The sequence below is a fragment of the Pseudomonas sp. SWRI22 genome (genome assembly GCF_014268395.2).
Taxonomy (GTDB): Bacteria; Pseudomonadota; Gammaproteobacteria; order Pseudomonadales; family Pseudomonadaceae; genus Aquipseudomonas; species Aquipseudomonas paracarnis.
The window spans coordinates 709,222-735,354 of the sequence record NZ_JABWQK020000001.1 but is presented as its reverse complement, the minus strand read 5'-3'; the positions used below and the strand labels follow the sequence as shown (position 1 = coordinate 735,354).

Below are 26,133 nucleotides of genomic sequence, written 5' to 3'. Positions count from 1 at the left end.
GCCATGACGCTTCAACAATCCCGCCGCCTGCAAAGCCTGTTGCTCGGCACGCTGGCCTGGGCCATTGCGATCCTGATTTTCTTCCCGATCTTCTGGATGGTGCTGACCAGTTTCAAGACCGAAATCGACGCGTTCGCCACGCCGCCGCAGTTCATCTTCACGCCGACGCTGGAGAACTACCTGCACATCAACGAGCGCAGCAACTACTTTGCCTACGCCTGGAACTCGGTGGTGATTTCGTTCAGCGCCACCGCCCTGTGCCTGCTGATTTCGGTACCGGCCGCCTACTCCATGGCGTTCTACGAAACCCAGCGCACCAAGGGCACGCTGCTGTGGATGCTGTCCACCAAGATGCTGCCGCCGGTGGGCGTACTGATGCCGATCTACCTGCTGGCCAAGAGCTTTGGCCTGTTGGATACGCGCATTGCGCTGATCATCATCTACACCCTGATCAACCTGCCGATTGTGGTGTGGATGGTGTACACCTACTTCAAGGACATCCCCAAGGACATCCTCGAAGCCGCCCGCCTGGACGGCGCCACCCTGTGGCAGGAAATGGTGCGCGTGCTGCTGCCAATCGCCAAGGGTGGCCTGGCGTCCACGGTACTGCTGTCGTTGATCCTGTGCTGGAACGAGGCGTTCTGGTCGCTGAACCTGACCTCCTCCAGCGCCGCGCCGTTGACCGCCTTGATCGCCTCCTACTCCAGCCCCGAAGGCTTGTTCTGGGCCAAGCTGTCCGCCGTCTCGACCCTGGCCTGCGCGCCGATCCTGATCTTTGGCTGGATCAGCCAGAAGCAACTGGTGCGTGGCCTTTCCTTCGGCGCCGTCAAATAATAATTCCCAGCGGAGGGCCCATCATGGCCAACCTGACAATCAAGAATCTGCAAAAAGGCTTCGAAGGTTTTTCCATCATCAAGGGCATCGACCTGGAAGTGAACGACAAGGAATTCGTGGTGTTCGTCGGCCCGTCGGGCTGTGGCAAATCCACCCTGCTGCGCCTGATCGCCGGCCTGGAAGAGGTCAGCGACGGTACCATCGAACTCGATGGCCGCGACATCACCGAAGTCACCCCGGCCAAGCGCGACCTGGCCATGGTGTTCCAGACCTACGCGCTGTACCCGCACATGAGCGTGCGCAAGAACATGTCGTTTGCCCTGGACCTGGCGGGCGTCGACAAGAAGCTGGTCGAAAGCAAAGTCAGCGAAGCGGCACGCATCCTTGAGCTGGGGCCTTTGCTGGAGCGCAAGCCCAAGCAACTCTCGGGTGGCCAGCGCCAGCGCGTGGCGATTGGCCGAGCGATTGTGCGTAATCCGAAGATCTTCCTGTTCGACGAACCGCTGTCCAACCTCGACGCGGCGCTGCGCGTGCAGATGCGCCTGGAGCTGGCGCGCCTGCATAAAGAACTGCAAGCGACCATGATCTACGTGACCCACGACCAGGTCGAAGCCATGACCCTGGCCGACAAGGTGGTGGTGCTCAACAGTGGGCGCATCGAACAGGTCGGCTCGCCGCTGGAGCTGTACCACCAGCCAGCCAACCTGTTTGTGGCCGGTTTTCTCGGCACGCCGAAGATGGGTTTCCTCAAGGGCCAGGTCACCCGCGTCGACAGCCAAGGCTGCGAGGTGCAACTGGACGCCGGCACCCTGATCAGCCTACCGTTGAGCGGCGCCACCCTGAGCATGGGCAGCGCGGTAACCCTGGGCATTCGCCCGGAACATCTGGAAATCGCCGCGCCAGGGCAAACCACCCTGACCGTGACCGCTGACGTTGGCGAGCGCCTGGGCAGCGACACCTTCTGCCACGTCATCACCCGCAACGGCGAACCGCTGACCATGCGTATCCGTGGCGACATGGCCAGCCAATACGGCGAAACGCTGCAGTTGCACCTGGACCCGGCGCACTGCCATCTGTTCGACACCGATGGCGTAGCCGTGGCCCGTCCACTGCGCGCTGCCGCCTGATTTCGTGAGTATTTCCAGATGAAATTGAATAAAACCAACCTCACCCAACTGGCGCCCGAAGTGCAGGTGCCGACCTACGCGCTTGCCGATATCCGCCAGGGCATCGCGCACATCGGCGTCGGCGGTTTCCACCGTGCGCACCAGGCGTTCTACACCGATGCCCTGATGAACACCGGCGAGGGCCTGGGCTGGGGCATCTGCGGCGTCGGCCTGCGCAGTGAAGACCGCAAGGCCCGCGATGACCTGGCCGGCCAGGATTATTTGTTCACCCTGTATGAACTGGGCGACACCGACGACACGCAAGTGCGCGTGATCGGCTCGATCAGCGACATGCTGCTGGCCGAAGACGGCGCCCAGGCGCTGATCGATAAACTTGCCAGCCCCCAGATCCGCATCGTCTCGCTGACCATCACCGAAGGCGGTTACTGCATCGACGACAGCAACGGCGAGTTCATGGCCCACCTGCCGCAGATCCAGCATGACCTGGCGCACCCGAGGGCACCGAAAACCGTGTTCGGCTTTATCTGCGCTGCGCTGACCCAGCGCCGCGCCGCTGGCACCCCGGCCTTTACGGTGATGTCCTGCGATAACCTGCCTCACAACGGCGCCGTCACCCGCAAGGCCTTGCTGGCCTTCGCCGCCCTGCACGACGCGGGCCTGCATGACTGGATCAAGGCCAACGTGAGCTTCCCGAATGCCATGGTTGACCGCATCACGCCAATGACCAGCACCGCCCACCGCCTGCAACTGCACGACCAGCACGGGATCGACGATGCCTGGCCGGTGGTGTGCGAGCCGTTTGTGCAGTGGGTGCTGGAAGACAAATTCGTCAACGGCCGCCCGGCCTGGGAAAAGGTCGGCGTGCAGTTCACCGATGACGTCACGCCTTATGAAGAAATGAAGATCGGCCTGCTCAACGGCAGCCACCTGGCCCTCACGTACCTGGGGTTCCTCAAGGGCTACCGGTTCGTTCACGAGACCATGAACGACCCCCTGTTCGTGGCGTATATGCGCGCCTACATGGACCTGGATGTCACGCCGAACCTGGCGCCGGTACCTGGTATCGACCTGACCGAATACAAGCAGACCCTGGTGGATCGCTTTTCCAACCAGGCGATTGCCGACCAGTTGGAGCGCGTATGCTCCGATGGTTCATCGAAGTTTCCCAAGTTCACCGTGCCGACCATCAACCGCCTGATTGCCGACGGCCGCGACACGGACCGTGCCGCCCTGGTGGTGGCGGCCTGGGCGCTGTATTTGAAAGGCGTGGATGAAAACGGCGCGCGCTACAGCATCCCGGACCCACGGGCAGCGTTCTGCCAGGAGCTGGTGAGCGATGACGCGCTGATCAGCCAGCGGTTGCTGGGGGTGGAAGAGATTTTTGGCACGGCTATTCCCAAGTCGGCGGCGTTTGTGGCAGCGTTCCAGCGTTGCTATGAAAGCCTGCGCGACAAAGGCGTCACAGCCACACTGCAAAACCTCCTGAACAAACCGGATTAAACATGTGGGAGCTGGCTTGCCTGCGATAGCGGTGGTCCAGTCAACCCTGCGGTGACTGCCAGACCGCTATCGCAGGCAAGCCAGCTCCCACATTGACCGTATTTTCAATCCAACAATAAGACTGCTGAGCACTCCATCATGACCCAGCAAAACCTTTACCTCGGCATCGACTGCGGCACCCAGGGCACCAAGGCCATCGTCCTCGATGCGTCCAGCGGCAAGGTGCTGGGCCTGGGCGCCGCGGCGCACACCTTGATCAGCGGCGCCAATGGCCGTCGTGAACAACACACCCAGGAATGGCTGGACGCCTTCACCGCGGCCACCCATCGCGCCCTGCAACAGGCCGGCGTGGATGGCCAGGACATCCTCGGCATCGGCGTATCCGGCCAGCAACACGGCCTGGTGTTGCTGGATGATCAAGGCCAAGTGCTGCGCCCGGCCAAGCTGTGGTGCGACACCGAAACCACGCCGGAGAACGACCGGCTGCTGCACCATCTGGGCGGCGAACGCGGCTCTCTGGAGCGCCTGGGCGTGGCCATCGCACCAGGCTACACGGTGTCCAAGCTGCTCTGGACCCGTGAACAGCACCCGGAAGTCTTCGCGCGCATTGCCCATATCCTGCTGCCCCACGACTACCTCAACTACTGGCTCACCGGCCGCGCCTGCGCCGAGTATGGCGATGCGTCGGGTACCGGTTACTTCAACGTGCGCCGCCGGGAATGGGATGTGGCGTTGCTCCAGCACATCGACCCCAGTGGCCGCCTGCAAGCCGCTTTGCCGACACTGATCGAGGCCGACCAAGCGGTGGGCACGATCCTGCCGGCCATTGCCGAGCGCCTGGGCATCAACCCCGACGCGGTGGTGTCCAGTGGTGGCGGTGACAATATGATGGGCGCCATTGGCACCGGCAATATCGCCCCCGGCGTGATCACCATGAGCCTGGGCTCGTCGGGCACCGTGTATGCCTTTGCCGACCAGCCAAACATCAGCCCCCAAGCCTCGGTGGCGACCTTCTGCTCCTCCAGCGGCGGTTGGCTGCCGCTGATCTGCACCATGAACCTGACTAACGCCACCGGGGTGATTCGCGAGCTGTTCGAACTGGACCTCGACACCTTCAACGCCCTGGTCGAACAGGCACCCATCGGCGCCGATGGCGTGAGCATGCTGCCGTTCCTCAACGGCGAACGCGTACCCGCCCTGCCCCACGCCACCGGCAGCCTGCAGGGCCTGACCATGACCAACCTGACCCGCGCCAACCTGTGCCGCGCGGTAGTCGAAGGCACCACCTTCGGCCTGCGTTATGGCCTGGACCTGCTGCGCCAGACCGGCCTGCAAAGCCAGAGCATCCGCCTGATCGGTGGCGGCTCGAAAAGCCCGCTGTGGCGGCAGATGGTCGCCGATATCATGCACACCGAAGTGGTGTGTACCGAACAGAGCGAGGCCGCCGCCCTGGGCGCGGCGATCCAGGCGGCGTGGTGCCAGAGCGGCGAACCGCTGGCCAGCCTGTGCGACAAATGCGTGAGCATTGACCCGGCCAGCCGCACCTTACCCGTGGCCGCCAATGTCAGTGCCTATCAACAGGCGTATCAGCGTTATCAACAGCACGTGGCAACCCTTTAAGAGCGAGCAACTATGTATCTGGTGTGTGGTGAAGCGCTGTTTGATTTCTTCAGCGAGGAGGATGCCAGCGGGCAGGCCGCCAAGCTCAATTACAAGGCGATTGCCGGTGGCTCGCCATTCAACGTCGCGGTGGGTTTGCGCCGCCTGGGGATCGAGTCGGGGTTCTTCGCCGGCCTGTCCACCGATTACCTTGGACGGCGCTTGCAGCAAGTACTGAAAGACGAAGGTATCAGCGAACGCTTTCTGGTTGAGTTCGACGCGCCGACCACCCTGGCGATGGTAGCCGTGGGCGCCAATGGCTCGCCGCAGTACAGCTTTCGCGGCGAAGGGTGCGCCGACCGGCAATTGCAACTGACCCACTTGCCACCTTTGGGCGACGAGATTCGCGGGCTGCATGTGGGCTCGTTTTCGCTGGTGGTGCAACCGATTGGTGACACACTGCTCAGCCTGGTCAAGCGTGAAAGCGGCAAGCGCTTGATCAGCCTCGACCCCAACGTGCGCCTTAACCCGCAGCCCGATATTCACCTGTGGCGCGCACGCGTCGCAGAGCTGGTGCAACACGCCGACCTGATCAAGGTCAGCGACGAAGACCTTCACCTGCTCTACCCCGACCAGACACCGGAAAGCGTGCTGCAAGGTTGGCTACACCACCGCTGCCAACTGGTGTTCCTCACCCGTGGTGGCGACGGTGCATCGGTGTTCAGCCGCCAACATGGCACCTGGTCGCAACCTGCGGTCAAGGTGGTGATGGCCGATACGGTGGGCGCTGGTGATACCTTCCAGGCGGCGCTGATTGCGTGGCTCACGGAACAGCAGTTGGATTCGGTTGAGGGGCTGCAAAGCCTCAGTCGCGAGCAGATCGACGCCATGCTGGGCTTCGCGATTCGGGCTGCCGCACTGACCTGCGGCAAGACCGGCCCAGACCTGCCCTATCGTCAACAACTGGCTTGAGCTGAGCGGCCAAAACTCAAAGTGCCATCACGCAGGCCACGTATTCCGTGGCCTGCGCGCCATGCATAAAAAATTGCGCTACTGGAAAACTGTGCTAAACCCAAAAACAGGAGCAGTTATTACAACAAACCCAGGACACACCCATGCAAAAGCCCAGTGGTTTCTCGACCCGGGCCGTTTTAGCTGTCGGCCTCATCTCACTGCAGTACATGATCCCTCAACCCTCTCATGCCGCCTGCGTTCTCACCCCGGGAACCGGTAACGATACCTATACGTGCGACAGCGGCAGCAGTCCCGGCCTTACCGACCTTTCCGGGGATAACCATCTGACCCTCCCCGCAGGCGGCACCGGCACCATCAACGGTAATGTCACCTTTGGCCCTGGCGTGGATACGGTGCGCATAGAGTCCGGGCAGATCACCGGCGCGGTGCAACAAGGGGCTGGCATCGATGACTTCGTCATGCTCGGAGGGCAAATACAGGCGCTGTTCCAGGGCGATGGGCTCGACACCTTCAGGATGGAGGGAGGCACCATCGTCGATGCCTTTGAGGACGGCGATGTGGCCTACCAGAGCGGTGGCACCATTGGCCGAGTGAATATGAAGCTGGACAAGAACCTTTATGACATGTCCGGAGGCGCCATCCTGGGCAACCTTGTCACCGGTTTTGATACTGACACCATCATCATTTCCGCTGGCAGCATCGGCGGCAATATCAGCACCAGCGGTGGTGACGACAGCATTACCGTGAGTGGCGGCGTGATCAGTGGTGAGATCCGTGCCAGCGTCGGCAACGACACTTTCCGGTGGCTTGACGGTGGGCAGATCAAGTCCTCGGTGTTGATGGGCGATGGTGACGACACCGCCCTGCTGCGCGGCTTGAATGAAAGCCTGCTGGCCACCACACCCTCCGTCGATGGTGGCCTGGGCAACGATGAATTGACCTTCGACACAACGACATCCAGCACCGCGGCCCGCTATATCGGCTGGGAGACCGTCAACCTCACCAACCACTCACGCCTGGACCTGGCCGGGGATTTTTTCCTCGGTGACAGTGGCAGCAATACCGGCACGTTCAACATCGACGGCAGCAGTACCCTGGCCGTGACCCAAGGCAGCATCCGCCCCTACACCGCCGGGCAACTGGCGACGCTCAATAACGCCGGCACTGTCGACATGACCACCGACAACAGCGCGACCAGCGTATTGACGGTGCATGGCAACTACGTGGGCAACAACGGCCAGTTGCACCTGCAGACCGTACTGGGCGACGAAAACTCTGCCACCGACAAGCTGGTAGTGTCCGACGGCAACATCAGCGGTCACACCCAATTGAGCGTCAACAACCTCGGCGGTATCGGCGGGCTGACCCAGAACAACGGTGTCGAAGTGGTCCAGGCACTCAACGGCGCCGTCAGCACCAACGATGCGTTCGCCTTGAAGGGCTCGGTCTCCGCCGGAGCTTATGAATACCTGCTGTTCAAGGGCGGCACCACCGCCAATACAGAAAACAGCTGGTTCCTTCGTTCCTCGGTGGTGGCCGTACAACCGCCTGCGGTCCCACCCGTACCGCCGACACCGCCCGTGGTGGTGCCGGTGCCGCCGATACCCGCCACTCCACCTGTAGTGGATTCGGATGAACCTTCTGTGGAACCACCCACTGCGCAACCGCAGCCCCCGATCGAGCCTGCCGCGCCACCGCCCAGCCAAGTCGCCGCGGCCACGTCGCCGCAATCGGCGGCGAGTAACCCTGTGCTTCCCACCGCCGTGGCGGGTGCCGCGCCGATTCCACTGTATCGCCTGGAAGTTCCGGTCTACTCCGTAGACATCCCCGCAGCGCAACTGATGACGTTGCAGGCTCTGGGCACCTTCCATGAACGCCAGGGCGAGCAAAGCCTGCTGAGCGAGACCGGTGCAGTGCCGGCAGGTTGGGGCCGTGCCTATGGCAGTGATTTCAACAAAAGCTGGTCGGGCACCGTGGCGCCGAGTTTTGACGGCACAGTCAAGGGCTATCAGGTTGGCCATGACCTTTACGCCGCCGAAAACAGCGGCGGGCAGACGCAACGCCTTGGCCTCTTTATCGGCCAGAGCCGCCTGCGCGGCGACGTGAAGGGCTTTGCAATGGGCTGGCAGAACCATCGCTCCGGGCGGGTCAAACTCGACGGCGACAACTTCGGCGCTTACTGGACACTCACCGATCCGACCGGCTGGTACGTCGACCTGGTGGCCATGGGTACCCGCCTGGATGGCGACAACAAGTCCGACCGAGGGGTGAAGATGGATACCAAGGGCCACGCCTTGGCGTTATCCGCCGAGGCCGGCTACCCGTTCAGGCTGTCCGAGCATTGGGAGATGGAACCTCAGGCCCAAGTCATCGGCCAGAAGATCGATCTGGACAGTCAGCACGATGGCATTTCCAAGGTCTCTTTCGACTCCCAAGAGTATTGGACCGGCCGCATCGGCGCACGCCTCAAGGGCCGCTATCTGGTCAGCAACACACCCGTGGAGCCGTACCTACGGGCGAATGTCTGGCACACCTTCGGCGGTAGCGACACGGTGACGTTCGACAAGGTGGACCGGATCAAGAGCGATCACAAGTCTTCCACGGCTGATATTGGTGTCGGTGTTGTGGCTCAATTGTCATCCGCGTTCAGCGTTTATATGGAGGGTAACTATGGCACCCAACTGGACGACAACAACTTTGAGGGTGTCAGTGGCAATCTCGGCGTAAGAGTGCGCTGGTAAACAGGAAGGATGTCAACATTGGGCCTGGCAACTACCAGGCCCATGGGATCACTTACACTCAAACATCCGCTAGTGATAACCGCGCGCGCCGGCTCGTTGCAGTACCGGTGCGTGGCTTTGCTTGAGGTCCTCACGCAACCCGGTGATCAGGTTGCAAATCGCTCGACTGCTGTCGAGCTTGTCAGGGTGTATACCTTTGACTTCCAAATCCACCCGGTCCCGGTCGCGGTCGTCGTAGACCTTGATCGTCAACGAGGCATCTTCGGCTTTGGTGCATTCGCACCGTTTAGGCAGGAAACTCCCTTCAATGATGCTGCGAAGCTCTAGTTCTGAAAGCATGGCTAACCTCTCCTTTTTTGAGACTGCCAACAGTTATATGTATCCGACAGGCACTTGCCTGCCACGTCTTGCCAACCCTGGAAGACGCTTTCAATCAGTAAGCCTACTCGGCAAAAACTGTGGTGGTTGTAACCTTTCCTCATAAGCAAGCCGCTTGCTCATATTAAAGAAAACAACCTGTTTGGCATCATCGTCGAACTACATCGATTAAACGTTTAACCCGCAGCGTGGGGACCGGCGTTTATGTGGAAATCCTTTTTTCGGCAACATATCGCAACCAATCAACCCATCACCGTTCCGCCGAAGGCGGTTTGCGATAAACATACGAAACATATACGATTCGTATATCAATTAAACACAGTGAACCTTATGGGCATCGTCAAGATCACCGATCAGCTGCACGAACAACTGCGCCTGGCCAGCGCCGCCATGGACCGCTCCATCAACGCCCAGGCCGAGTTCTGGATCAAGATCGGCCTGCTCGCCGAACTCAACCCGCACCTGCCCTACAACGAGCTGATCAACAAGCTGTTGCTGGACAAACCCGACCTGATCCGAGGGCGCAGCTGATGATCAAGACTCCCGCACAGTTGGTCGTAATGCGTGAAGCCGGGCGCCTGTTGGCGCAAGTCTTCGACATGCTCGACGGCTTCGTCGCCGCCGGCCGCTCTACCCTGGAGCTGGACAGCGCCGTCGAAGCCTTCATCCGCAATGACCTCAAGGCCCGCCCTGCCAGCCTTGGGCAGTACGACTACCCCTTCTGCATCAACACCTCGATCAACGAAGTGGTGTGCCACGGCATGCCCAGCGCCAAGCAATTGCTCAAGGACGGCGACATCATCAACATCGACATCACCCTGGAAAAAGGCGGCTTCATTGCCGACTCCAGCAAGATGTACATGATCGGCAACGTGACGCCCAAGGCCAGGCGCCTGGTGGACATGACCTTCGAGGCGATGTGGGCCGGTATACGCCAGGTCAAGCCCGGGGCGCGTCTGGGCGATATCGGCCATGCTATCCAGAGCCATGCGCAAGCCAACGGCTACAGCGTGGTGCGCGAATACTGCGGCCACGGCATCGGCCGACAAATGCACGAAGAACCGCAAATTCTGCACTTCGGCCGGCCTGGCACCGGCCTGGAACTGCGCGAAGGCATGGTGTTTACCATCGAACCGATGCTTAACCAGGGCAGCGCCAAAACCCGTAGCCTGAAAGACGGCTGGACGGTGGTCACCAAGGACAACAGCCTCTCGGCGCAATGGGAACATACCGTGGCGGTGACGGCGGATGGGTTTGAGGTGTTGACCTTGCAAACCCCTCAATACCTTCACACCCTGTAGGAGCGAGCTTGCTCGCGAAGGCCTCCCGGACTACGCGTTAAACCAGGCTCCCCACTTTTTCGTTCACGTTTTTCGCGAGCGAGCTCGCTCCTACAGCGGCCTTGGCTTCAAGCTCGCGCACCAGCGGCAATACACGTTTGCCGAAATACTCCACCTCTTCCTGGAAGTGCAGAAAGCCTGCCAGCACCAAGTCCACACCCACGGCCTTGAGTGCCACGATGCGCTCGGCGATCTGCTGCGGGGTGCCAATCAGGTTGGTCTTGAAGCCATCGTTGTATTGCACCAGGTCCTCAAAGCTGGACTTGGCCCAGTTCCCCTCGCCCTCCGGCGACGCCTTGCCCGCTTGCCTGGCCGCGTCACCAAAGGCGTTGACCGCCTCCGGGTCGGCTTGGTCGATAATCTGCGCCAGCACCGCCCGTGCCTCCTCCTCCGTGTCGCGGGCGATCACGAAGGCGTTCACGCCCACCTTCACCGAATGCTGGTTGGCAGCGGCCTTGGCGCGGATATCATCGACCTGGGCCTTGACCCCTTCAGGCGTGTTGCCATTGGTGAAATACCAATCCGACACCCGCGCCGCCATGTCCCGAGCCGCCCGCGAACTGCCACCCTGGAAGATTTCCGGCTGGCCCAGGGGTTTGGGCTTGAGGGTGTATTGGTTGAACCGATAGAAATCGCCCTTGAAGGTGAAATCGTCCTGGGTCCAGATGCCTTTGAGAGCACGGATAAACTCTTCGGAACGCCGATAGCGCTCATCATGCTCCAACCAATGCTCGCCAATGGCCTGGAACTCGCCCTTGAACCAGCCACTGACGATATTCACCGCAATACGGCCATTGGTCAGTTGGTCGATGGTCGCCAATTGCTTGGCCGCCAACGCCGGTTGCCACGGCCCGGGCAGGATCGCCGCGATGACCTTGAGGGTGGTGGTCGCCGCCAGCAACGCATGGCTGAACGCCACAGACTCATGCTGGTTCTCGGCGCCGTAGCCTGCGGTGAAGCGAATCTGCGTCAAGCCATACTCAAAGCCCGCCGCCTCCGCCAGTTGCGCCAGCTTGCGGTTGTACTCGATGCCCCAGTGGGTGCGTTGTTCAATCTTGCTGACGACCAACCCACCGCTGACGTTGGGTACCCAATAGGCAAATTTCACGGCTTGCTGACTCATCGGACGGTACCTCGCACAGGGGATGTACCAGTGCTTAGGCAGCAAGCGTGCCAGGGGCAGGCAAATGCCCGTAGCCTGGGGGTTGCGGAAAAAAAGGGGGATTGAAGCGATGGCTTGCCAGTGTCTGGGATAGCAGCAGTTTGTGGATCTGCTGTTGCTGGAGCAACAGTTGCGACCAGCACCAAGCGTACCCACGATGCGAAGCGAGTAGCTCTTGATCTTGATCTGCTTTTGATCTTGATCTTAGGCGCCCCGTTAAACCACGCTGGCCGCAATTCGACAGGGATTTGGGGGGTAAACCGGCAGGGATGCCGGTTTAGCCGCCCCGCGCCATGGATGGCGCGTGGCGGCGGCCCCCCAAATCACTGGCGGATTACGGGCACACCGAGCCTAGGCGAGGTGCCGAGTGGTGGGGCAAGAGCCCTTTGGTTACTTTGGGGCTTTTCCAAAGTGACCCGCCGTCAGGGCGGAACCCTAAGTGGCCGTTACCGCAGGAATGGATATGTACACAATCCAGCTGCGTTGACTGTGAGGCCGCCTTCGCAGGCAAGCCAGCTCCCACAGTTGGAGCGTGGGGTGTCAGGCCACGTGCTCAGAACGCCAACTTATAACCCACCGCCATCAACATCACCGCCAGGCACGGCCGCAGTACCCCGTCGGGAATCCTGCCGGTCATATGGCTGCCAACGTAGATCCCCGGCAGCGACCCCATCAGCAAAAAGCCCAGCAGATGCCAGTCCATGTTCCCCATGCTGGCATGGCCCAGGCCCGCCACCAAGGTCAGGGGCACGGCATGGGCGATCTCGGTGCCAACCAGGCGCCGCGTGGCCAGGAACGGGTACAGGATAAACAGCGCCACCGTGCCGAGGGCGCCGGCGCCGATCGAGGTCAGGGCCACCATGGTGCCAAGGATCGCACCTGTCACAACAGTGAGCGCATTCAGATTGCGCGGGCGCAGATGGTAGGAGTCGCCAGCATGACGCTGGGCAAAGGCCAACAGGCTTTTCTTGAACAGGATCGCCAGGGCCGTCAGCAGCAATACCACGCCAAGGGCCTGCTTGATCACCGCGTTCATTGCGCTGGGGTCGGTGTGCAGGCTGGCCAGGAACCATAACGTCAGCAACACCGCCGGCACGCTGCCCAGAGTGAGCCAGCCGGTGATGGTCCAGTCGATGTTCTTGTTCTTGCTGTGTACCAGCACACCACCGGACTTGGTGATCGCGGCGTACAGCAGGTCGGTGCCCACCGCAGTGGCTGGGTTGATGCCAAACCACAGCAGGATCGGGGTCATCAGCGAACCGCCGCCCACCCCCGTCATGCCCACGATAAAACCCACGATCAGGCCGGCAACCACGAAACCAATATTACCTACATCCATTCCAGCTACCCGAGGCCTTATAAATTTCTGGCCGCAGGATAGCGATTTTTCTTATAACCACTTATACCGATGCGATCTGAGTTTATGCTTTTTTGGAAATCTTCACTTTTTTCGCAAAGCCCTGCATCCAATGGGCGGGCCTGGGCCGTAGTTATCAACGTAACCCTGCTGTTCTACCCAATGGAGAAACACCATGAACGCTAAAACACTGCTGTGCCTGTCCAGCTTGCTCCTCGCCGCACCGTCGGCGTTTGCCCAGGCGAGCCTGCCGGACAGCATCAAGGTGCCGGATGGCCACAAGGTGGCGATGCAAACCACCGGGGTCGGCGAAATCACCTATGAATGCCGCGACAAGGCCAATGCTGCCGGCCAGACCGAGTGGACCTTCGTCGGCCCCAAAGCCGTGTTGAACGACCGTAATGGCCAGCAGGTCGGCACCTACTTCGGCCCACCTGCCACGTGGCAGGCCAAGGACGGCTCGACCATCACCGGTACGCAATTGGCCGTGGCGCCGTCGAGCCCCGGTAACCTGCCCTATCAACTGGTCAAGGCCAACCCGGCCGAGGGAAAAGGTGCGATGAGTGGCGTGGCGTATATCCAGCGGGTTGCGCTCAAAGGCGGAGTCGCTCCCGCTACGCCATGCACCACGGCGAACAAAGGCGCCAAGGAAGTGGTGAAATACCAGGCGGACTACATCTTCTGGGCCGCCAACTGAGCAAACTCAGCTACGCTGGCCAGGTAGGCGCGAGCAACCTCGCGCCTACCACGCGTAGACGTCTCCTCAGTGGCAGGAATTCTGGTTTGGCTGAAATCATCTTTGATTATGAAGTGTGCCTGTTAGCCTGCGCCCGCGGCGATCATCGCGCCCTGCACCAACTCTATGAGCAGGACAGCAGCCGCTTGCTCGGTGTGGCGCTGCGCATTACCCGCAACAAGGCACTGGCCGAGGACATCGTGCATGACGCCTTTATCAAGATCTGGCACGGCGCGCGCAGTTTCGACCCCCTGCGAGGTTCCGCACGGGGTTGGGTGTTCAGCGTGACTCGCCACCTGGCCCTGGACGTTGTACGCAGCGCCGGGCGTGACGTGCCACTGGACGATCAGTACGAACCGCTGGCAGAGCCTGCCCAGGCCATCGAGTTTGCCGCGCGCTCCGGGCAGATCCACCAGTGCCTGGAACGGCTCGACCCGACGCGCCGCACCTGCATCCTGCACGCCTATGTGGACGGTTACTCCCACAGTGAAATCGCGCAAAAACTCAGTACCCCGCTGGGCACGGTCAAAGCCTGGATCAAACGCAGCCTCGCCGCCTTGCGCGAGTGCATGACATGAACGACAGCCTGGATGAACTGGCCAGCGAATACGTGCTGGGAACCCTGCCCGCCGAACAACGCGCTGAGGTGCAACAACGCCTGGCCCATGATGCACCGCTGCGCGCAGCGGTGGATGCCTGGGAGCAGCGCTTGTTGCCTCTGGTGGCGCTGGCGCAACCGGTACCGCCTTCGGCACAGCTGTGGCGGCGCATTGAACGCCGCATCAAAGCCCCCGAAACGAGCGTGGCGTGGTGGAATCTGCTGGCGTTCTGGCGCGGGCTTTCTGCCGCGGGCCTGATGGCAAGCATGGTGCTGGCGGCTTTATTACTGACGCGCCCGCCCATGACCGCACCCAGCTTCGTGGTGGTGTTGATGGCGCCACAAAGCCAGGCACCGGGCTGGGTGGTGCAGGCCAGTGATAATCAGCAGATCCAGTTGATTCCACTGGGGGTGATGGAGATTCCTGCCGACAAAGCCCTGGAGTTCTGGACCAAGGGCGATGGCTGGCAGGGGCCCGTATCACTGGGGCTGGTCAAGCCGGGGCAGACCTTGTCGGTGCCGCTGGACAAGCTGCCGCCGCTGGCGCCGAACCAGTTGTTTGAACTGACGCTGGAAGGGCCCAATGGCTCGCCCACCGGCAAACCCACCGGGCCGATCCACGGGATCGGCCGCGCAGTCAAAGTGCTTTGATCACGAAAGGTTAGGTAGCCACACACGAAACCGCGCCCCGCCCAAGGGAGACGCCAAGGCCGTCAAAGTGCCGCCCTGGGCCTCCAGGGCGCGCCGGCTGATCGCCAGGCCCAGGCCAAAGCCACCGGTTGCGCGGTCGCGGCTACGGTCCAGGCGGTAGAACGGCTCGAAGATGCGCTCGCGCTGCTCCGCCGGTATGCCGATGCCATCGTCGTCCACCCAGATTTCACAGCCTTTGGGGCATACCCGAACGCCCACCTGGATGCGTTTGTCGCAGTAGCGCGTCGCATTGCGCAGCAGGTTCTGCAAGGCCCTGGCAGTCAGGCGCGGGTCGAGGCTGAAGCGCTCCACGGCACAATCGAGCACCACATCGATGACAATATCGGGGTTCTCCAGCTCATCGTCGACGCTGCCCAACACGCTGTCGATAAACTCGTCGAGCGCCACCTCTACCCGCTCGGGCAATTGCGCCGGGTTTTGCAGGCGGCTGTAAGACAGCAATTCCAGCACCAGCTCATCCAGCTCCCGAATATGCGCCACCAGGCTTTGCAGGCGCTCGCGGCTGGCCGGGGGCAAGTCTTCGGAAAGCGCCAGGGCCAGCCCGAAATCCAGGCGGGTGAGCGGTGTGCGCAGTTCATGGGAGACCGCATTGAGCAAATCGCGCTGCTGGTTCAAGAGGCGCTCGATATCGTCGGCCATGGTGTCGAATACCGCCGCCAGGCCGCCGATGCTGGAGCTGGGTGCGAGCCCCGTACGCGCCTCCAGATGGCCCTTGCCCAATAACGCGGCGGTACTTTTCAAACGCTCCAGGTCACGCCAGTGCGGACGCAGCCACACCAGCAGGCACGCCAGCAAGGCGGCACCGACCAGCACGTTCATCGACCAGTACAGCAGGTTCATGTCCAACGGGTCTGGCGGTACGGTCAGCTTGACCGCGAACTGCTGGTTGATCGGCGAACTGATTTCTTCCATCCAGCCCCATTCGCCCAGGCGGATCACTGGCTTGCCTTGCTCCAGCAGCTGTTCTTCCTCAGGGGTGTAGCGGGCGTCCTGGCGAAGCAACAGTTGCACTTTCAAGGGTGCAAAATCGCGGCTCAACTGGTCGGTCACCTGGGACCAGCGCTCCACCGGTGCGCGCTGGTACTGCTTGACCATGAGTTTTTGCAGGCCGCGGGACTGTTCGATGTTGTAGTCCATGTAGCGGTGTTCGAACAGCTGGATCACCAGCTTGGGAATCAGGTAAATCGCCGCACTGTAGGTGACGATGGTGATCAGGTAGAGGCGCAGCAGTACGCGAAACATGGTTCAGCATTCCCACTCGGAACGGCTGAACAGATACCCCTTGCCCCACACCGTCTTGATCTTGCGCGCCTCGCCCGCATGATCGTCGAACTTGCGCCGCAGCTTGGAGATGGCCACGTCCACCGAACGGTCGGTGCCGTTGAACTCGATACCGCGCAGGCGTTGCAGGATCTGATCGCGGCTGAGCACTTCGCCGGCATGCCGGGCCAGCACCACCAGCAGGTTGTATTCACCACTGGACAGCTCCACCGCCTGTTCGCGCCAGGTCACGGTGCGCTCGGACAAGTCGATGCACAGGTTACCCATGACGATCTGGTCGCTGGCCACCTGGGGTTCGGACAGGCTGCTGCGCCGCAGCAATGTGCGCACCCGGGCCAGTAATACGCGCGGCTCGCAGGGTTTGGTCACGTAGTCGTCGGCGCCCATCTCAAGCCCCAGAACCTGATCGTGGCTGTCATCGCGGGCGGTCAGCATCAGGATCGGCAGCCCCGCCGAATCGGCGCGCAGCAAACGGCACACCTGCAGGCCGTCGAGGCCCGGCAGCATCAGGTCGAGGATCACCAGGTCCGGCGGGTTGAGGCGTGCACGTTCGCGTACATGATCGCCACGGCTGAGCACGCTGACGTGGTAGCCATTGCGTTCCAGGTAGCTGGCAATCAGCTCGGAGAGTGCGGCGTCGTCTTCCACCAGGAGGATGTTGGGCATGGTGTTTCCAAATAATGCTGTTTGTTGGTGTGTTGCAGGATTGTGCAAGGATATACGCCCCCGACGCCACGTGCGCCGTACCTTACACTTCTTCACAGACCCGCTACACAGCTTCACAGCACCACGGCGCAGGTGCCTCTAGGATGCGCCAGTCAATATTGGGATAAGAGCATGTCGAAGAATCTATTTGCGCCGTTTTGCCTGTTGGCCCTCACACTGGCGCTGAGCGCGTGTGGTCAGTCGGCAGACGAGACGCCACAAATGCCCCTGGCCAAAGTGCGGATCGAAACCCTGCAGGCCAAGCCCCTCTCTATTACCAGCGAACTGAGCGGGCGCATCGCCGCACCGCGTATCGCCGAGGTACGCGCCCGGGTCGCCGGGGTGGTGATGCAGCGGGTGTTTAACGAAGGCCACGACGTCAAGCAAGGCGACGTGTTGTTCCGTATTGACCCGGCGCCGTTCAAGGCCGACCTGGACAGTGCCCTGGCCAACCTGAGCAAGGCCGAGGCCAATGCGTTCCAGGCGCGCCTGCAAGAGCAGCGCTACAGCCAATTGGTCGAAGGCAACGCCATCAGCGGCCAGGAGTACGACAACGCCCGCGCCGCCCTGCGCCAGACCAACGCCGAAGTGGCCGCCAACAAGGCTGCCGTCGAGCGTGCCCGGCTGAACCTGGGCTATGCCACCGTGACCGCCCCGATTTCCGGGCGCATTGGCCGCGCTCTGGTGACCGAAGGCGCGCTGGTCGGCCAGAACGAAGCCACGCCGCTGGCGATCATTCAGCAACTGGACCCGATCCACGCCGACCTCACCCAGTCCACCCGTGAGCTGAACGACCTGCGCCGCGCCTTTCGTGCCGGCAGCTTGAAGCAGGTCGGCCAGGACCAGGCCAAGGCCACCTTGATCCAGGACGACGGTAGCCTGTACCCGTTGCCGGGTAAATTGCTCTTCGCCGATATCAGCGTCGATCCGGGCACCGGGCAGATCATCCTGCGCAGCGAGTTCCCCAACCCGGACCTCGACCTGTTGCCCGGCAGCTTTGTGCGGGTGCGCGTGGAACAGGCCGTGGACAAGCAAGGCCTCAGCGTGCCGCAACGCGCCATCACCCGTGACAGCGCCGGTATCCCGATGGTGTTGCTGCTGGACGCCGAGCAGACCGTCAGCCAGCAGCCGGTGGAGTTGGGTGCAGTGGTCGACAATCGCTGGATCGTCACCAGTGGCCTCAAACCCGGCGACCGCATCATCGTCGAGGGCGTGCAACACGCACGCCCCGGTGAAAAAGTTGAAGTGGACGACAGCCCGCTCGTAAAGGAATAACCCGTCATGCCGCAGTTCTTTATTGACCGCCCGATCTTCGCCTGGGTGGTGGCCCTGTTTATCCTGCTGGCGGGCTTCCTGGCGATCCCGCAATTGCCGGTGGCGCAGTACCCCAACGTCGCGCCACCCAAGGTGGAAATCTACGCGGTGTATCCCGGCGCCTCGGCCCAGACCCTGGATGAGAGCGTGGTCAGCCTGATCGAGCAAGAGCTCAACGGCGCCGACCACCTGCTGTATTTCGAATCCCAGAGCAGCCTGGGCTCGGCGACCATTACCGCCACGTTCCAGCCGGGCACCGACCCGGAAATGGCCCAGGTGGATGTGCAGAACCGCCTCAAGGTCGTCGAGCCGCGCCTGCCCCAGGCCGTGACTCAGCAAGGCTTGCAAGTGGAAAAAGTCTCCGCCGGCTTCCTGCTGCTGGTCACATTGACCTCCAACGACGGCAAGCTCGATGACGTCGCGCTCAGTGATTACCTGGCGCGCAACGTGATGAACGAGCTCAAGCGCCTGGACGGGGTCGGCAAGGCTCAGTTGTATGGCGCCGAACGCGCCATGCGTATCTGGATCGACCCGCAGAAGCTGATCGGTTTCAACCTCACGCCGGCCGACGTCAACGCCGCGATCAGCGCCCAGAACGCCCAGGTCTCAGCGGGCAGCATCGGTGACTTGCCGGGCACCCACACCCAGGAGATCACCGCGGCGGTGCTGGTCAAGGGGCAACTGTCCACCCCGGCGGAGTTTGCCGACATCGTGCTCAAGGCCAACCCCGACGGCTCTACCGTGCGCATCGGCGACGTGGCACGGGTGGAAGTCGGCAGCCAGGAATACCAGTTCTCCACCCGCCTGAACGGCAAGCCGTCTACTGCCGTCAGCGTGCAACTGTCGCCCGGCGCTAATGCCTTGAGTACCGCAACGCTGGTGCGGGCGAAAATGGACGAGTTGTCGCGCTACTTCCCTGCCAATGTGGAATACAAGATTCCCTATGACACCTCGCCCTTCGTCAAAGTCTCGATCACCAAGGTGGTCTACACCTTGCTGGAGGCGATGGCGCTGGTGTTCGCGGTGATGTTCCTGTTCCTGCAGAACGTGCGCTATACCTTGATTCCCACGCTGGTGGTGCCGATCGCGCTGATGGGCACCTTCGCCACCATGTTGCTGCTGGGCTTCTCGATCAACGTGCTGACCATGTTCGGCATGGTATTGGCTATCGGCATCCTGGTAGACGATGCCATCGTGGTGGTGGAAAACGTCGAGCGCATCATGGCCACCGAAGGCCTGTCGCCCAAAGAGGCGACGAAGAAAGCCATGGGTCAGATCACCGGGGCCATCATCGGTATCACCCTGGTGCTGGTGGCGGTGTTCCTGCCGATGGCCTTCATGCCGGGTTCGGTGGGGGTGATCTACCAGCAGTTCTCGCTGTCGATGGCCACCTCGATTCTGTTCTCGGCGTTCCTGGCCCTGACCTTGACGCCGGCACTGTGCGCCACGCTGCTCAAGCCGATTGCCAAGGGCGAGCATCATGCCAAGGGTGGTTTCTTCGGCTGGTTCAACCAGCGCTTTGACCAACTCACCAACCGTTACGAAGGTTGGGTGGCCTATGCCCTCAAGCGCAGCGGCCGCTACCTGCTGATCTACCTGGTATTACTGGTGGGCATGGGCCTGTTGTTCAGCCGCCTGCCCTCCTCGTTCCTGCCGGTGGAAGACCAGGGCTACACCATCACTGATATCCAGTTGCCGCCGGGCGCCAGCAAGAACCGTACGGTGCAGGTGGCCGAACAGATCGAGGCACATAACGCAGGCGAGCCTGGGGTGGGTGATACCACCATGATCATGGGCTTCAGCTTCTCCGGTTCCGGGCAAAACGCCGCGCTGGCGTTTACCACGCTCAAGGATTGGTCAGAGCGTGGCGGTGATGACTCCGCTTCCTCGATTGCCGATCGCGCGAACATAGCCTTCAGCGAGCTCAAGGACGCGATTGCCTATGCAATCCTGCCGCCACCGGTAGACGGCCTGGGCACTTCCAGTGGTTTCGAGTTCCGTTTGCAGGACCGCGGTGGCGTCGGCCACGCCGGTTTGATGGCCGCACGTACCGAATTGCTGGACGCTGCAGCGAAAAGCCCGATCCTGGCCAACGTGCGTGAAAGCGCCTTGGCTGAAGCACCACAAGTGCAGCTGGAAGTGGACCGCAAGCAGGCCAACGCCCTGGGTGTGTCGTTTGCCGACGTAGGCAACGTGCTGTCGTCGGCGATCGGCTCGGCGTATATCAACGACTTCCCCAACCAGGGCCGCATGCAGCGCGTGGTGGTGCAAGCCGAAGGCGACCAGCGCAGCCAGGTGGCCGACCTGATGAAAATCCACGTGCGCAACAACGCCGGGAAGATGGTGCCGATGTCAGCCTTCGTCGAAGCAAAGTGGACCCAGGGCCCCACGCAGTTGACCCGTTACAACGGCTACCCGGCCATCGCCATCAGCGGCGAAGCGGCGCCGGGGCACAGCACCGGCGAGGCCATGAACGAAATCCAGCGCCTGGTCAGCCAACTGCCCGCCGGGCTGGGCCAGGAATGGACGGGCTTGTCGTTGCAGGAGCGCTTGTCCGGTTCCCAGGCACCGCTGCTGTTGGGCCTGTCGCTGCTGATCGTGTTCCTGTGCCTGGCCGCGCTGTATGAAAGCTGGTCGATTCCCACCTCGGTGTTGCTGGTGGTGCCGCTGGGGGTACTGGGTGCGGTGTTGGCCGTGTCGCTACGCGGGATGCCCAACGACGTATTCTTCAAAGTCGGCCTGATCACCATCATTGGCCTGTCGGCGAAGAACGCGATCCTGATCATCGAGTTCGCCAAGGACCTGTATGACCAGGGCGAAGACTTGATCAACGCCACCTTGAAGGCTGCGCGGCTGCGACTGCGGCCGATCATCATGACGTCCCTGGCATTCATCCTCGGCGTGGTGCCATTGGCGATTGCTACGGGGGCCAGCTCGGCCAGCCAGCAGGCGATTGGCACCGGTGTGATTGGCGGAATGATCACGGCGACATTGGCGGTGGTGTTTGTGCCGGTATTCTTCGTGGTGGTGATGAAGCTGGTGCGCAAGCGCCATAAACCAGACTGATCAGTGGGCGCTGGCTTGCCTGCCATGACCGCGGCACAGGCGACATAAGTGTTGCCTGAACCAACGTTATCGCAGGCAAGCCAGCCCCCACAGGGTTATTGATTGCATTCGTGATCAGGTACACCCGAATAAGCTATGGTGCTCACAAATAGTTTATCTGTGAGCCACCATGCCCTTCCTCGCCCGCACCCACCCTCGCCTCTCATCCGCCGCCGTACTGGGCCTTGCGGTCGGCCTCCTGGTGCCGGCCGACACCCTTGCCAGCAAAATCCTGATCGGCTGGAACGCCGGGGTATGGACCTACCTGATCCTGATGCTCTGGTTGACCATTCGCGCCAAGGCCGAAGACGTCAAGCGCATCGCCGAAGTCGAAGACGAGAACGCCGGCCTGGTGCTGTTCATGGTGTGCATCGCCGCCATCGCCAGCCTGGCCACCATCACCTTCGAACTGGTAGGCAGCAAGGACCTGCCCACTTCCGAGCGTCTGCTGCATTACGCTTTTACCGGGCTGACCGTGATCGGCTCCTGGCTGCTGATCGGGGTGATTTTCAGCGTGCACTACGCCAGGCTCTATTACACCTGGCAAGGCAAGGAGCCGGCGCTGCGCTTTGCCGAGGGCTTGCTCACCCCCAACTATTGGGACTTCCTGTATTTCTCCTTCACCATCGGCGTGGCTGTGCAGACCTCGGACGTGGGTGTTGCCACCCGTAGCTTGCGTAAAGTGGTGCTGGGGCAATCGTTGATCGGGTTTCTGTTCAATACCGCGATCCTGGGGTTCTCAATCAATATTGCGGCAGGGTTGTTTGGTTGAGCCTGCCGATAAGATCCGACGAATGGAGGTCAATACCTGTTAGTTCTGACAGTTGCCAAGCGCCGAGTTGTAGCGCGCAATAGGCACACTCAGAAGGCTAGCGGAGCAAGAACATGGGTGGGCAAGGCACATTGATCAACAATCTGTTGGGCAACGGCAGCTTTAGCAAATATGGCACCGAATGGACCACCCAAGACACCGTGGACTACTCGCGCCAATATTGCCGGGTACTCAACGGGCAGGCCTCTCAAGCCATCAATGCCACGGCGGAAACCACCTACCTGTTGAAATTCTGGAGCCAAGTCTTGTACCAGGGCAAGGGAGAGCTTCTGATCCAGCCCGATATTCCCGGTGCCGACGTGCGAATCGCACTCAACGACTTTCATCTGTGGAGAAAACAAGAGATCCGCATCACCACCCCGCCTGCAACAACCCTCATGACCGTTGCAGTCACGGGGACAGCTGGCGAAGTCTGTGTCGACGAACTGAACCTGACTCAGGATACGAGCACTCCACCTCGGCCCGAGCTGGTACTCAATGGAGATTTTTCTGCAAACAGCGACCATTGGGATACGTCAGGCTCACCGATTGGGTCAGGCAGACACTTTGACGGGGATACGTTTCAGGCAACGTTACAAGGCCAGGCCCGCCAGACCATCGCCGTGACCGGGGGAATCACTTACGAATTTTCGTTTCGTTCCCGAAGTGAATTCGGCGGGCACGGTTTTGCCCGATTCCAGGTGACCCCTACGGGGACATTCCCGGAAATCCGTGTAGGCGCGGCTGCCTGGACAACCTACACGGCAGACCTGGCAGTGCCGGCGGCCACTACGGCCGTCACGATCGTCCTGATCGGCATAGATGGCGCAGTTTTTTTTGATGATGTTTCGTTGAAACGCAAAGCCTGATCCTTCCAGTACACCCAAGCGCCTCCTACCTTGACGCGGAGTCGCGAAACTACGCAGAGGAGATGCACCTATGTCAGTCGTTCAGTTGATTCGCAAACAAAAACCAAGGATTGCCAACCGGTATTTCAAAGGCGAAATTGATGGGGCAGACTTCACTGCCAAGGTGTTTGACATCAAAAAGAACGAAGACCGATGGACCCTTACCGCCAGCAAGGTAGACGACGATTTAGTCAAACATCAAATCCAACTCGTGTTTCCTGCCTCTTTTGAAAAACGCATCTACAAGCTGGAGGAGCATCTGGATGACATCAGACTGACATATTCGACGAACAGTTTGTTGGACCCCATCCTGAGATATGGTGCCAGCGGCCTCATCGATTTGACCACTGTAGATCCCGCGAACACCCATGTTGCTGGCGCATTGCAAAACATCCTCACCCGTGACGACGGCAACCCGGTGTCGACCATCACGGCCTTGTTCGACCTGAGTTGAAACTCAGGCATTCATGACCCCGCGTTTGCTCTAAAACCAAAAAAGGAAGCCGAAGCTTCCTTTTTTGGGGTTCCCATTACTACTTACCAGCTGTAACGCAGACCTACGTTTGCTCCCCATGGCTGGTCAACATGCTTGCCTTTGCTATGTTCGAAATCAGCGTGCAACTGCAAGTTCTGCGATACCGCGACCGACACGCCCGCGCCGAACTCGGCACGCGAACCCGACAGGTCGTTATTGAACACATGTCCGTTGACCGACGCCTTGTTGTTCTTGGCAAACTCATGGGCCACGGCCGTGCGCAGGTAGGGCTGGACGATGCTGCCATCGTTCATGATGAAATCGCGCCCCACCGTCACACCGAGTTTGCCCAGCACCGAATGGGTGTTTTCACCTTTGGCCTGCAGCCCGTTGTCCAAGCCGTATTTCTTACCTTTGACCAGCACTGTCGACGCCTGGGCAAACGGTTCGACAAAGAACTCATTGTCCAGTTTTATATTACGGCCCACCTCCGCCGATGCTCCCAGACCATTGGTTCCGTACTTGCCCTTGGCCTGGGCACCATCGCTCATGGCGACCTTGGCATCGTTTTCGAAGCGGTTGGCTTTGACGACACCGTCAAAGTAGTAACCGCTATCGGCGTCCATCCACGTCGCATACAGGCCAGCGTAGTAGCTTTTCACGGCGCCTGAAGTACCCCGGCCCAGATCCAGGTCCGAGTCACTGTGCCCTGCCATTACACCGATTAACCATTGGCTGTCTTCACTGAGCGGCGTATCCACACCCAGGGAGAACCCACGCTGAGTCTGTTTGACACCCACGCCATTGGCATCCGCGACCGAATATTTGTTGCCATAACTGCGGATCCAGCCACCGGCCATTGCATCGTTGTGACGCAGCTCGCCCATACGACTGCGCAACGAGCTCATCTCGCCGTACCATACGGTCGGCGCAGTGTTGAACAGCGCCAGTACCGAGCGCGTGCCCGGGCTGATGGTGCGGGCATTGGGGTCAAGGAACCAGTCATTCCCCTCCTGTTTGAGCCCGTAAGACCAGGCACCGACATCCACAGCCCCTCCCACCAGGGAGAACTGCGCGTCGCCGCCGCCGGTGTGCACGATCTGTACGTCGCCTGGCGACACGGGTTCCAGCCCCGTGCTGGCCACCAACAGGCTATGTTGGCCAGTGGCGTCCCCCGCGATATTCAGAAAGTCGTTCAAGCCTGCGGCGAAATCGGCCCCCATCACAAAGGTGCCGTTGCCGCTGAGCGTATCCAGGTTCAACTGGTAGAACTCATTGGTTTCACCAAACTTGACGGTACCACCGGCGAGGTCCAGGTCGCCCACCAGGCTATTGCCCGTCAAATTCCACAACGAGCCATCGCCTATGCTCAAGCTGCTGACGTTCATCAGGGCGCCCGTCAGCGATGCATGGTTCTGCAAATTCAAGTTGGCGGTGCTGCCGGCCTCGACGATCACATTGCCAGTCAAGTGGCTGTTATTGACACTCATATTGGCCGTGGCCGTGCCGGTGACTTCGAGCAAGTTGCCGTTGCCACCAATCAGTTGCGAACCGTTGTTTACCTCTATATTGGCCGTCGGCACCCGCCCAGGTGCACCAGCGACCAGGATCGCAGCGCCTGTCTTGCCTTCGACCGTCGAGCGATCCAGCACCAGCGAGCCATCCTGGGTAGTGCTTGATCCACGGTTAAAGCGAACGCCATTGAGTTCACCAACCAGCAGGCTGTTGTTCTGGGCAAAAGCCGACCCCCCTTGCAAAAGAACGCCGGTACTGTTGGCGGCAGTCCCTTGCGCCAGTGAGTTATCCAGAAACAGCTCGCTGTGTTGGGAGGCGGTCACACCCGATTGCGCACCTTTTATCGTACTGTTGCTGACATCGGCACGCGAGCCACCCGGTGTCGAGACGTAGCGGTTGAGCAGCAGGCCGGTCGATCGGGTGCTTTCCAGGTGGCTACCGGAGATCGTCGCAGTGCCATTGGTCAGCTCCATTGCCGCAACGCCTGCCCTCTCGGTTTTAACGGTTGCGTTGTTGATGGCCACCTTGGACCCTTCCTGGGCAACAATGCGTTCAATATTGCTACCGCTGTTCACGGTCAACTGAGCACCGAGCCCGAGGATTGAGCCGGCGGTGGCACCATTGACCGTCAGGCTGGAGCCGGCTTGCAGCGCCCAGTTTGTTACCGGTTCGCCAGCTTCAATCACTTTGGACTCGCCAGGCGCCACAACCTGCTGGCTTGCCTGGGCCTGTACCGCAACCCCCAGCAGCAGGCCCAGCGAGGACACTTTGACGGCCGCACTTAACGGTGAGAGTTTAAAAAGATACTTGATAGACATGCTGTAACACTCGCTCTGACTAAATATGCCTAAACCCAATGGCATGGCTCGTTCCGATGGAGTGGAGCCAGACCTGTAGAGGCCGCGAGGTTATAGATCCAAGAGGAAGTGGTAAGTAGGATATATCCGAAGATTGCGGAGTA

Annotated in this window: 22 protein-coding genes; 16 read left to right on the top strand and 6 right to left on the bottom strand. The window is 60.9% G+C overall.

Features of this window, described 5'->3' with window-relative positions; all coding sequences use genetic code 11:
• Positions 1 to 3: 3 nt before the first annotated feature.
• The 6 genes from HU730_RS03105 (at position 4) to HU730_RS03080 (ending at position 8,776) form a co-directional block, all read left to right on the top strand.
• Positions 4 to 834, top strand: a complete 831-nt coding sequence (locus HU730_RS03105; RefSeq protein WP_005788583.1) for a carbohydrate ABC transporter permease — start codon at positions 4 to 6, stop codon at positions 832 to 834.
• 23 nt (positions 835 to 857) lie between these two features.
• Positions 858 to 1,961, top strand: a complete 1,104-nt coding sequence (gene ugpC / locus HU730_RS03100) for a sn-glycerol-3-phosphate ABC transporter ATP-binding protein UgpC (protein ID WP_186526811.1) — start codon at positions 858 to 860, stop codon at positions 1,959 to 1,961.
• A gap of 18 nt (positions 1,962 to 1,979) precedes the next feature.
• Entirely contained in the window at positions 1,980 to 3,461 is a 1,482-nt protein-coding gene (locus HU730_RS03095; protein ID WP_186526812.1) for a mannitol dehydrogenase family protein, read from the top strand.
• Between the two features lie 138 nt (positions 3,462 to 3,599).
• Positions 3,600 to 5,081 carry a xylulokinase gene (xylB, locus tag HU730_RS03090; protein ID WP_186526813.1) on the top strand — a complete coding sequence of 494 codons (1,482 nt, stop codon included), beginning with the start codon at positions 3,600 to 3,602 and terminating at the stop codon, positions 5,079 to 5,081.
• A 12-nt stretch (positions 5,082 to 5,093) separates the two neighbouring features.
• Positions 5,094 to 6,032, top strand: coding sequence for a carbohydrate kinase (locus HU730_RS03085; protein ID WP_057977211.1), 939 nt, complete (start codon positions 5,094 to 5,096; stop codon positions 6,030 to 6,032).
• A gap of 143 nt (positions 6,033 to 6,175) precedes the next feature.
• Entirely contained in the window at positions 6,176 to 8,776 is a 2,601-nt protein-coding gene (locus HU730_RS03080; RefSeq protein ID WP_186526814.1) for an autotransporter outer membrane beta-barrel domain-containing protein, read from the top strand.
• Positions 8,777 to 8,845: 69 nt separating this feature from the next.
• Here the strand turns inward: HU730_RS03080 and HU730_RS03075 are convergent, their stop codons facing one another.
• On the bottom strand, positions 8,846 to 9,115 hold the full coding sequence (locus HU730_RS03075; protein ID WP_034127656.1) for a DUF1652 domain-containing protein: 270 nt from the start codon (positions 9,113 to 9,115) through the stop codon (positions 8,846 to 8,848).
• 369 nt (positions 9,116 to 9,484) lie between these two features.
• Between HU730_RS03075 and HU730_RS03070 the strand changes: the two genes are divergently transcribed.
• Both HU730_RS03070 and map read left to right on the top strand, forming a co-directional pair.
• Positions 9,485 to 9,685, top strand: coding sequence for a ParD-like family protein (locus HU730_RS03070; protein ID WP_003190946.1), 201 nt, complete (start codon positions 9,485 to 9,487; stop codon positions 9,683 to 9,685).
• The gene (gene map, locus HU730_RS03065) at positions 9,685 to 10,455 is read left to right on the top strand and encodes a type I methionyl aminopeptidase (RefSeq protein WP_034127657.1); all 771 of its coding nucleotides are present in this window, start codon (positions 9,685 to 9,687) and stop codon (positions 10,453 to 10,455) included. The genes HU730_RS03070 and map overlap by 1 nt, the downstream gene beginning before the upstream one ends.
• Before the next feature lie 37 nt (positions 10,456 to 10,492).
• Here map and sfnG read toward each other — a convergent pair whose 3' ends face one another.
• Entirely contained in the window at positions 10,493 to 11,617 is a 1,125-nt protein-coding gene (gene sfnG / locus HU730_RS03060; protein WP_186526815.1) for a dimethylsulfone monooxygenase SfnG, read from the bottom strand.
• A 592-nt stretch (positions 11,618 to 12,209) separates the two neighbouring features.
• The gene (locus HU730_RS03055; protein ID WP_054921460.1) at positions 12,210 to 12,995 is read right to left on the bottom strand and encodes a sulfite exporter TauE/SafE family protein; all 786 of its coding nucleotides are present in this window, start codon (positions 12,993 to 12,995) and stop codon (positions 12,210 to 12,212) included.
• Positions 12,996 to 13,188: 193 nt separating this feature from the next.
• On the opposite strand from HU730_RS03055, the gene HU730_RS03050 reads away from it, so the two are divergent.
• From HU730_RS03050 to HU730_RS03040, 3 genes are all read left to right on the top strand, one after another.
• On the top strand, positions 13,189 to 13,710 hold the full coding sequence (locus HU730_RS03050; RefSeq protein WP_078468278.1) for a DUF3455 domain-containing protein: 522 nt from the start codon (positions 13,189 to 13,191) through the stop codon (positions 13,708 to 13,710).
• An 86-nt stretch (positions 13,711 to 13,796) separates the two neighbouring features.
• Positions 13,797 to 14,327: a sigma-70 family RNA polymerase sigma factor gene (locus tag HU730_RS03045; protein ID WP_186526816.1), complete on the top strand. Its 531-nt coding sequence runs from the start codon at positions 13,797 to 13,799 to the stop codon at positions 14,325 to 14,327.
• Positions 14,324 to 14,998, top strand: a complete 675-nt coding sequence (locus HU730_RS03040) for an anti-sigma factor (protein WP_186526817.1) — start codon at positions 14,324 to 14,326, stop codon at positions 14,996 to 14,998. The genes HU730_RS03045 and HU730_RS03040 overlap by 4 nt, the downstream gene beginning before the upstream one ends.
• On the opposite strand, the gene HU730_RS03035 is transcribed toward HU730_RS03040, so the two are convergent.
• Together HU730_RS03035 and HU730_RS03030 are read right to left on the bottom strand one after the other, a co-directional pair.
• Positions 14,999 to 16,300: an ATP-binding protein gene (locus HU730_RS03035; RefSeq protein ID WP_072447837.1), complete on the bottom strand. Its 1,302-nt coding sequence runs from the start codon at positions 16,298 to 16,300 to the stop codon at positions 14,999 to 15,001.
• Between the two features lie 3 nt (positions 16,301 to 16,303).
• Positions 16,304 to 17,005 carry a response regulator transcription factor gene (locus tag HU730_RS03030; protein WP_003190934.1) on the bottom strand — a complete coding sequence of 234 codons (702 nt, stop codon included), beginning with the start codon at positions 17,003 to 17,005 and terminating at the stop codon, positions 16,304 to 16,306.
• A gap of 171 nt (positions 17,006 to 17,176) precedes the next feature.
• Between HU730_RS03030 and HU730_RS03025 the strand changes: the two genes are divergently transcribed.
• The 5 genes from HU730_RS03025 to HU730_RS03005 all read left to right on the top strand — a co-directional run bounded on the left by HU730_RS03025 (position 17,177) and on the right by HU730_RS03005 (position 23,636).
• Positions 17,177 to 18,319: an efflux RND transporter periplasmic adaptor subunit gene (locus HU730_RS03025; RefSeq protein ID WP_014718714.1), complete on the top strand. Its 1,143-nt coding sequence runs from the start codon at positions 17,177 to 17,179 to the stop codon at positions 18,317 to 18,319.
• Between the two features lie 6 nt (positions 18,320 to 18,325).
• Positions 18,326 to 21,424, top strand: coding sequence for an efflux RND transporter permease subunit (locus HU730_RS03020; protein ID WP_186526818.1), 3,099 nt, complete (start codon positions 18,326 to 18,328; stop codon positions 21,422 to 21,424).
• A gap of 169 nt (positions 21,425 to 21,593) precedes the next feature.
• On the top strand, positions 21,594 to 22,235 hold the full coding sequence (locus HU730_RS03015; RefSeq protein ID WP_096144182.1) for a DUF1345 domain-containing protein: 642 nt from the start codon (positions 21,594 to 21,596) through the stop codon (positions 22,233 to 22,235).
• Between the two features lie 113 nt (positions 22,236 to 22,348).
• Positions 22,349 to 23,143, top strand: a complete 795-nt coding sequence (locus HU730_RS03010) for a hypothetical protein (protein WP_034127677.1) — start codon at positions 22,349 to 22,351, stop codon at positions 23,141 to 23,143.
• A 70-nt stretch (positions 23,144 to 23,213) separates the two neighbouring features.
• Positions 23,214 to 23,636 carry a hypothetical protein gene (locus tag HU730_RS03005; protein WP_034127678.1) on the top strand — a complete coding sequence of 141 codons (423 nt, stop codon included), beginning with the start codon at positions 23,214 to 23,216 and terminating at the stop codon, positions 23,634 to 23,636.
• Between the two features lie 83 nt (positions 23,637 to 23,719).
• On the opposite strand, the gene HU730_RS03000 is transcribed toward HU730_RS03005, so the two are convergent.
• Complete coding sequence (locus HU730_RS03000; RefSeq protein WP_096144181.1) at positions 23,720 to 25,990, bottom strand: autotransporter outer membrane beta-barrel domain-containing protein; 2,271 nt, start codon at positions 25,988 to 25,990, stop codon at positions 23,720 to 23,722.
• Positions 25,991 to 26,133: the final 143 nt, after the last annotated feature.

What these genes read in the sequence shown, in the direction of transcription:
- HU730_RS03025 (WP_014718714.1), top strand. Translation starts at nt 17,177, where the DNA reads ATGTCGAAGAATCTATTTGCGCCGTTTTGCCTGTTGGCCCTCACACTG.
- HU730_RS03085 (WP_057977211.1), top strand. Translation starts at nt 5,094, where the DNA reads ATGTATCTGGTGTGTGGTGAAGCGCTGTTTGATTTCTTCAGCGAGGAG.
- HU730_RS03075 (WP_034127656.1), bottom strand. Translation starts at nt 9,115, where the DNA reads ATGCTTTCAGAACTAGAGCTTCGCAGCATCATTGAAGGGAGTTTCCTG.
- HU730_RS03105 (WP_005788583.1), top strand. Translation starts at nt 4, where the DNA reads ATGACGCTTCAACAATCCCGCCGCCTGCAAAGCCTGTTGCTCGGCACG.
- HU730_RS03020 (WP_186526818.1), top strand. Translation starts at nt 18,326, where the DNA reads ATGCCGCAGTTCTTTATTGACCGCCCGATCTTCGCCTGGGTGGTGGCC.
- HU730_RS03015 (WP_096144182.1), top strand. Translation starts at nt 21,594, where the DNA reads ATGCCCTTCCTCGCCCGCACCCACCCTCGCCTCTCATCCGCCGCCGTA.
- HU730_RS03050 (WP_078468278.1), top strand. Translation starts at nt 13,189, where the DNA reads ATGAACGCTAAAACACTGCTGTGCCTGTCCAGCTTGCTCCTCGCCGCA.
- HU730_RS03010 (WP_034127677.1), top strand. Translation starts at nt 22,349, where the DNA reads ATGGGTGGGCAAGGCACATTGATCAACAATCTGTTGGGCAACGGCAGC.
- ugpC (WP_186526811.1), top strand. Translation starts at nt 858, where the DNA reads ATGGCCAACCTGACAATCAAGAATCTGCAAAAAGGCTTCGAAGGTTTT.
- HU730_RS03030 (WP_003190934.1), bottom strand. Translation starts at nt 17,005, where the DNA reads ATGCCCAACATCCTCCTGGTGGAAGACGACGCCGCACTCTCCGAGCTG.
- HU730_RS03000 (WP_096144181.1), bottom strand. Translation starts at nt 25,990, where the DNA reads ATGTCTATCAAGTATCTTTTTAAACTCTCACCGTTAAGTGCGGCCGTC.
- HU730_RS03040 (WP_186526817.1), top strand. Translation starts at nt 14,324, where the DNA reads ATGAACGACAGCCTGGATGAACTGGCCAGCGAATACGTGCTGGGAACC.
- HU730_RS03035 (WP_072447837.1), bottom strand. Translation starts at nt 16,300, where the DNA reads ATGTTTCGCGTACTGCTGCGCCTCTACCTGATCACCATCGTCACCTAC.
- HU730_RS03055 (WP_054921460.1), bottom strand. Translation starts at nt 12,995, where the DNA reads ATGGATGTAGGTAATATTGGTTTCGTGGTTGCCGGCCTGATCGTGGGT.
- HU730_RS03005 (WP_034127678.1), top strand. Translation starts at nt 23,214, where the DNA reads ATGTCAGTCGTTCAGTTGATTCGCAAACAAAAACCAAGGATTGCCAAC.
- xylB (WP_186526813.1), top strand. Translation starts at nt 3,600, where the DNA reads ATGACCCAGCAAAACCTTTACCTCGGCATCGACTGCGGCACCCAGGGC.
- HU730_RS03080 (WP_186526814.1), top strand. Translation starts at nt 6,176, where the DNA reads ATGCAAAAGCCCAGTGGTTTCTCGACCCGGGCCGTTTTAGCTGTCGGC.
- HU730_RS03070 (WP_003190946.1), top strand. Translation starts at nt 9,485, where the DNA reads ATGGGCATCGTCAAGATCACCGATCAGCTGCACGAACAACTGCGCCTG.
- map (WP_034127657.1), top strand. Translation starts at nt 9,685, where the DNA reads ATGATCAAGACTCCCGCACAGTTGGTCGTAATGCGTGAAGCCGGGCGC.
- HU730_RS03095 (WP_186526812.1), top strand. Translation starts at nt 1,980, where the DNA reads ATGAAATTGAATAAAACCAACCTCACCCAACTGGCGCCCGAAGTGCAG.
- sfnG (WP_186526815.1), bottom strand. Translation starts at nt 11,617, where the DNA reads ATGAGTCAGCAAGCCGTGAAATTTGCCTATTGGGTACCCAACGTCAGC.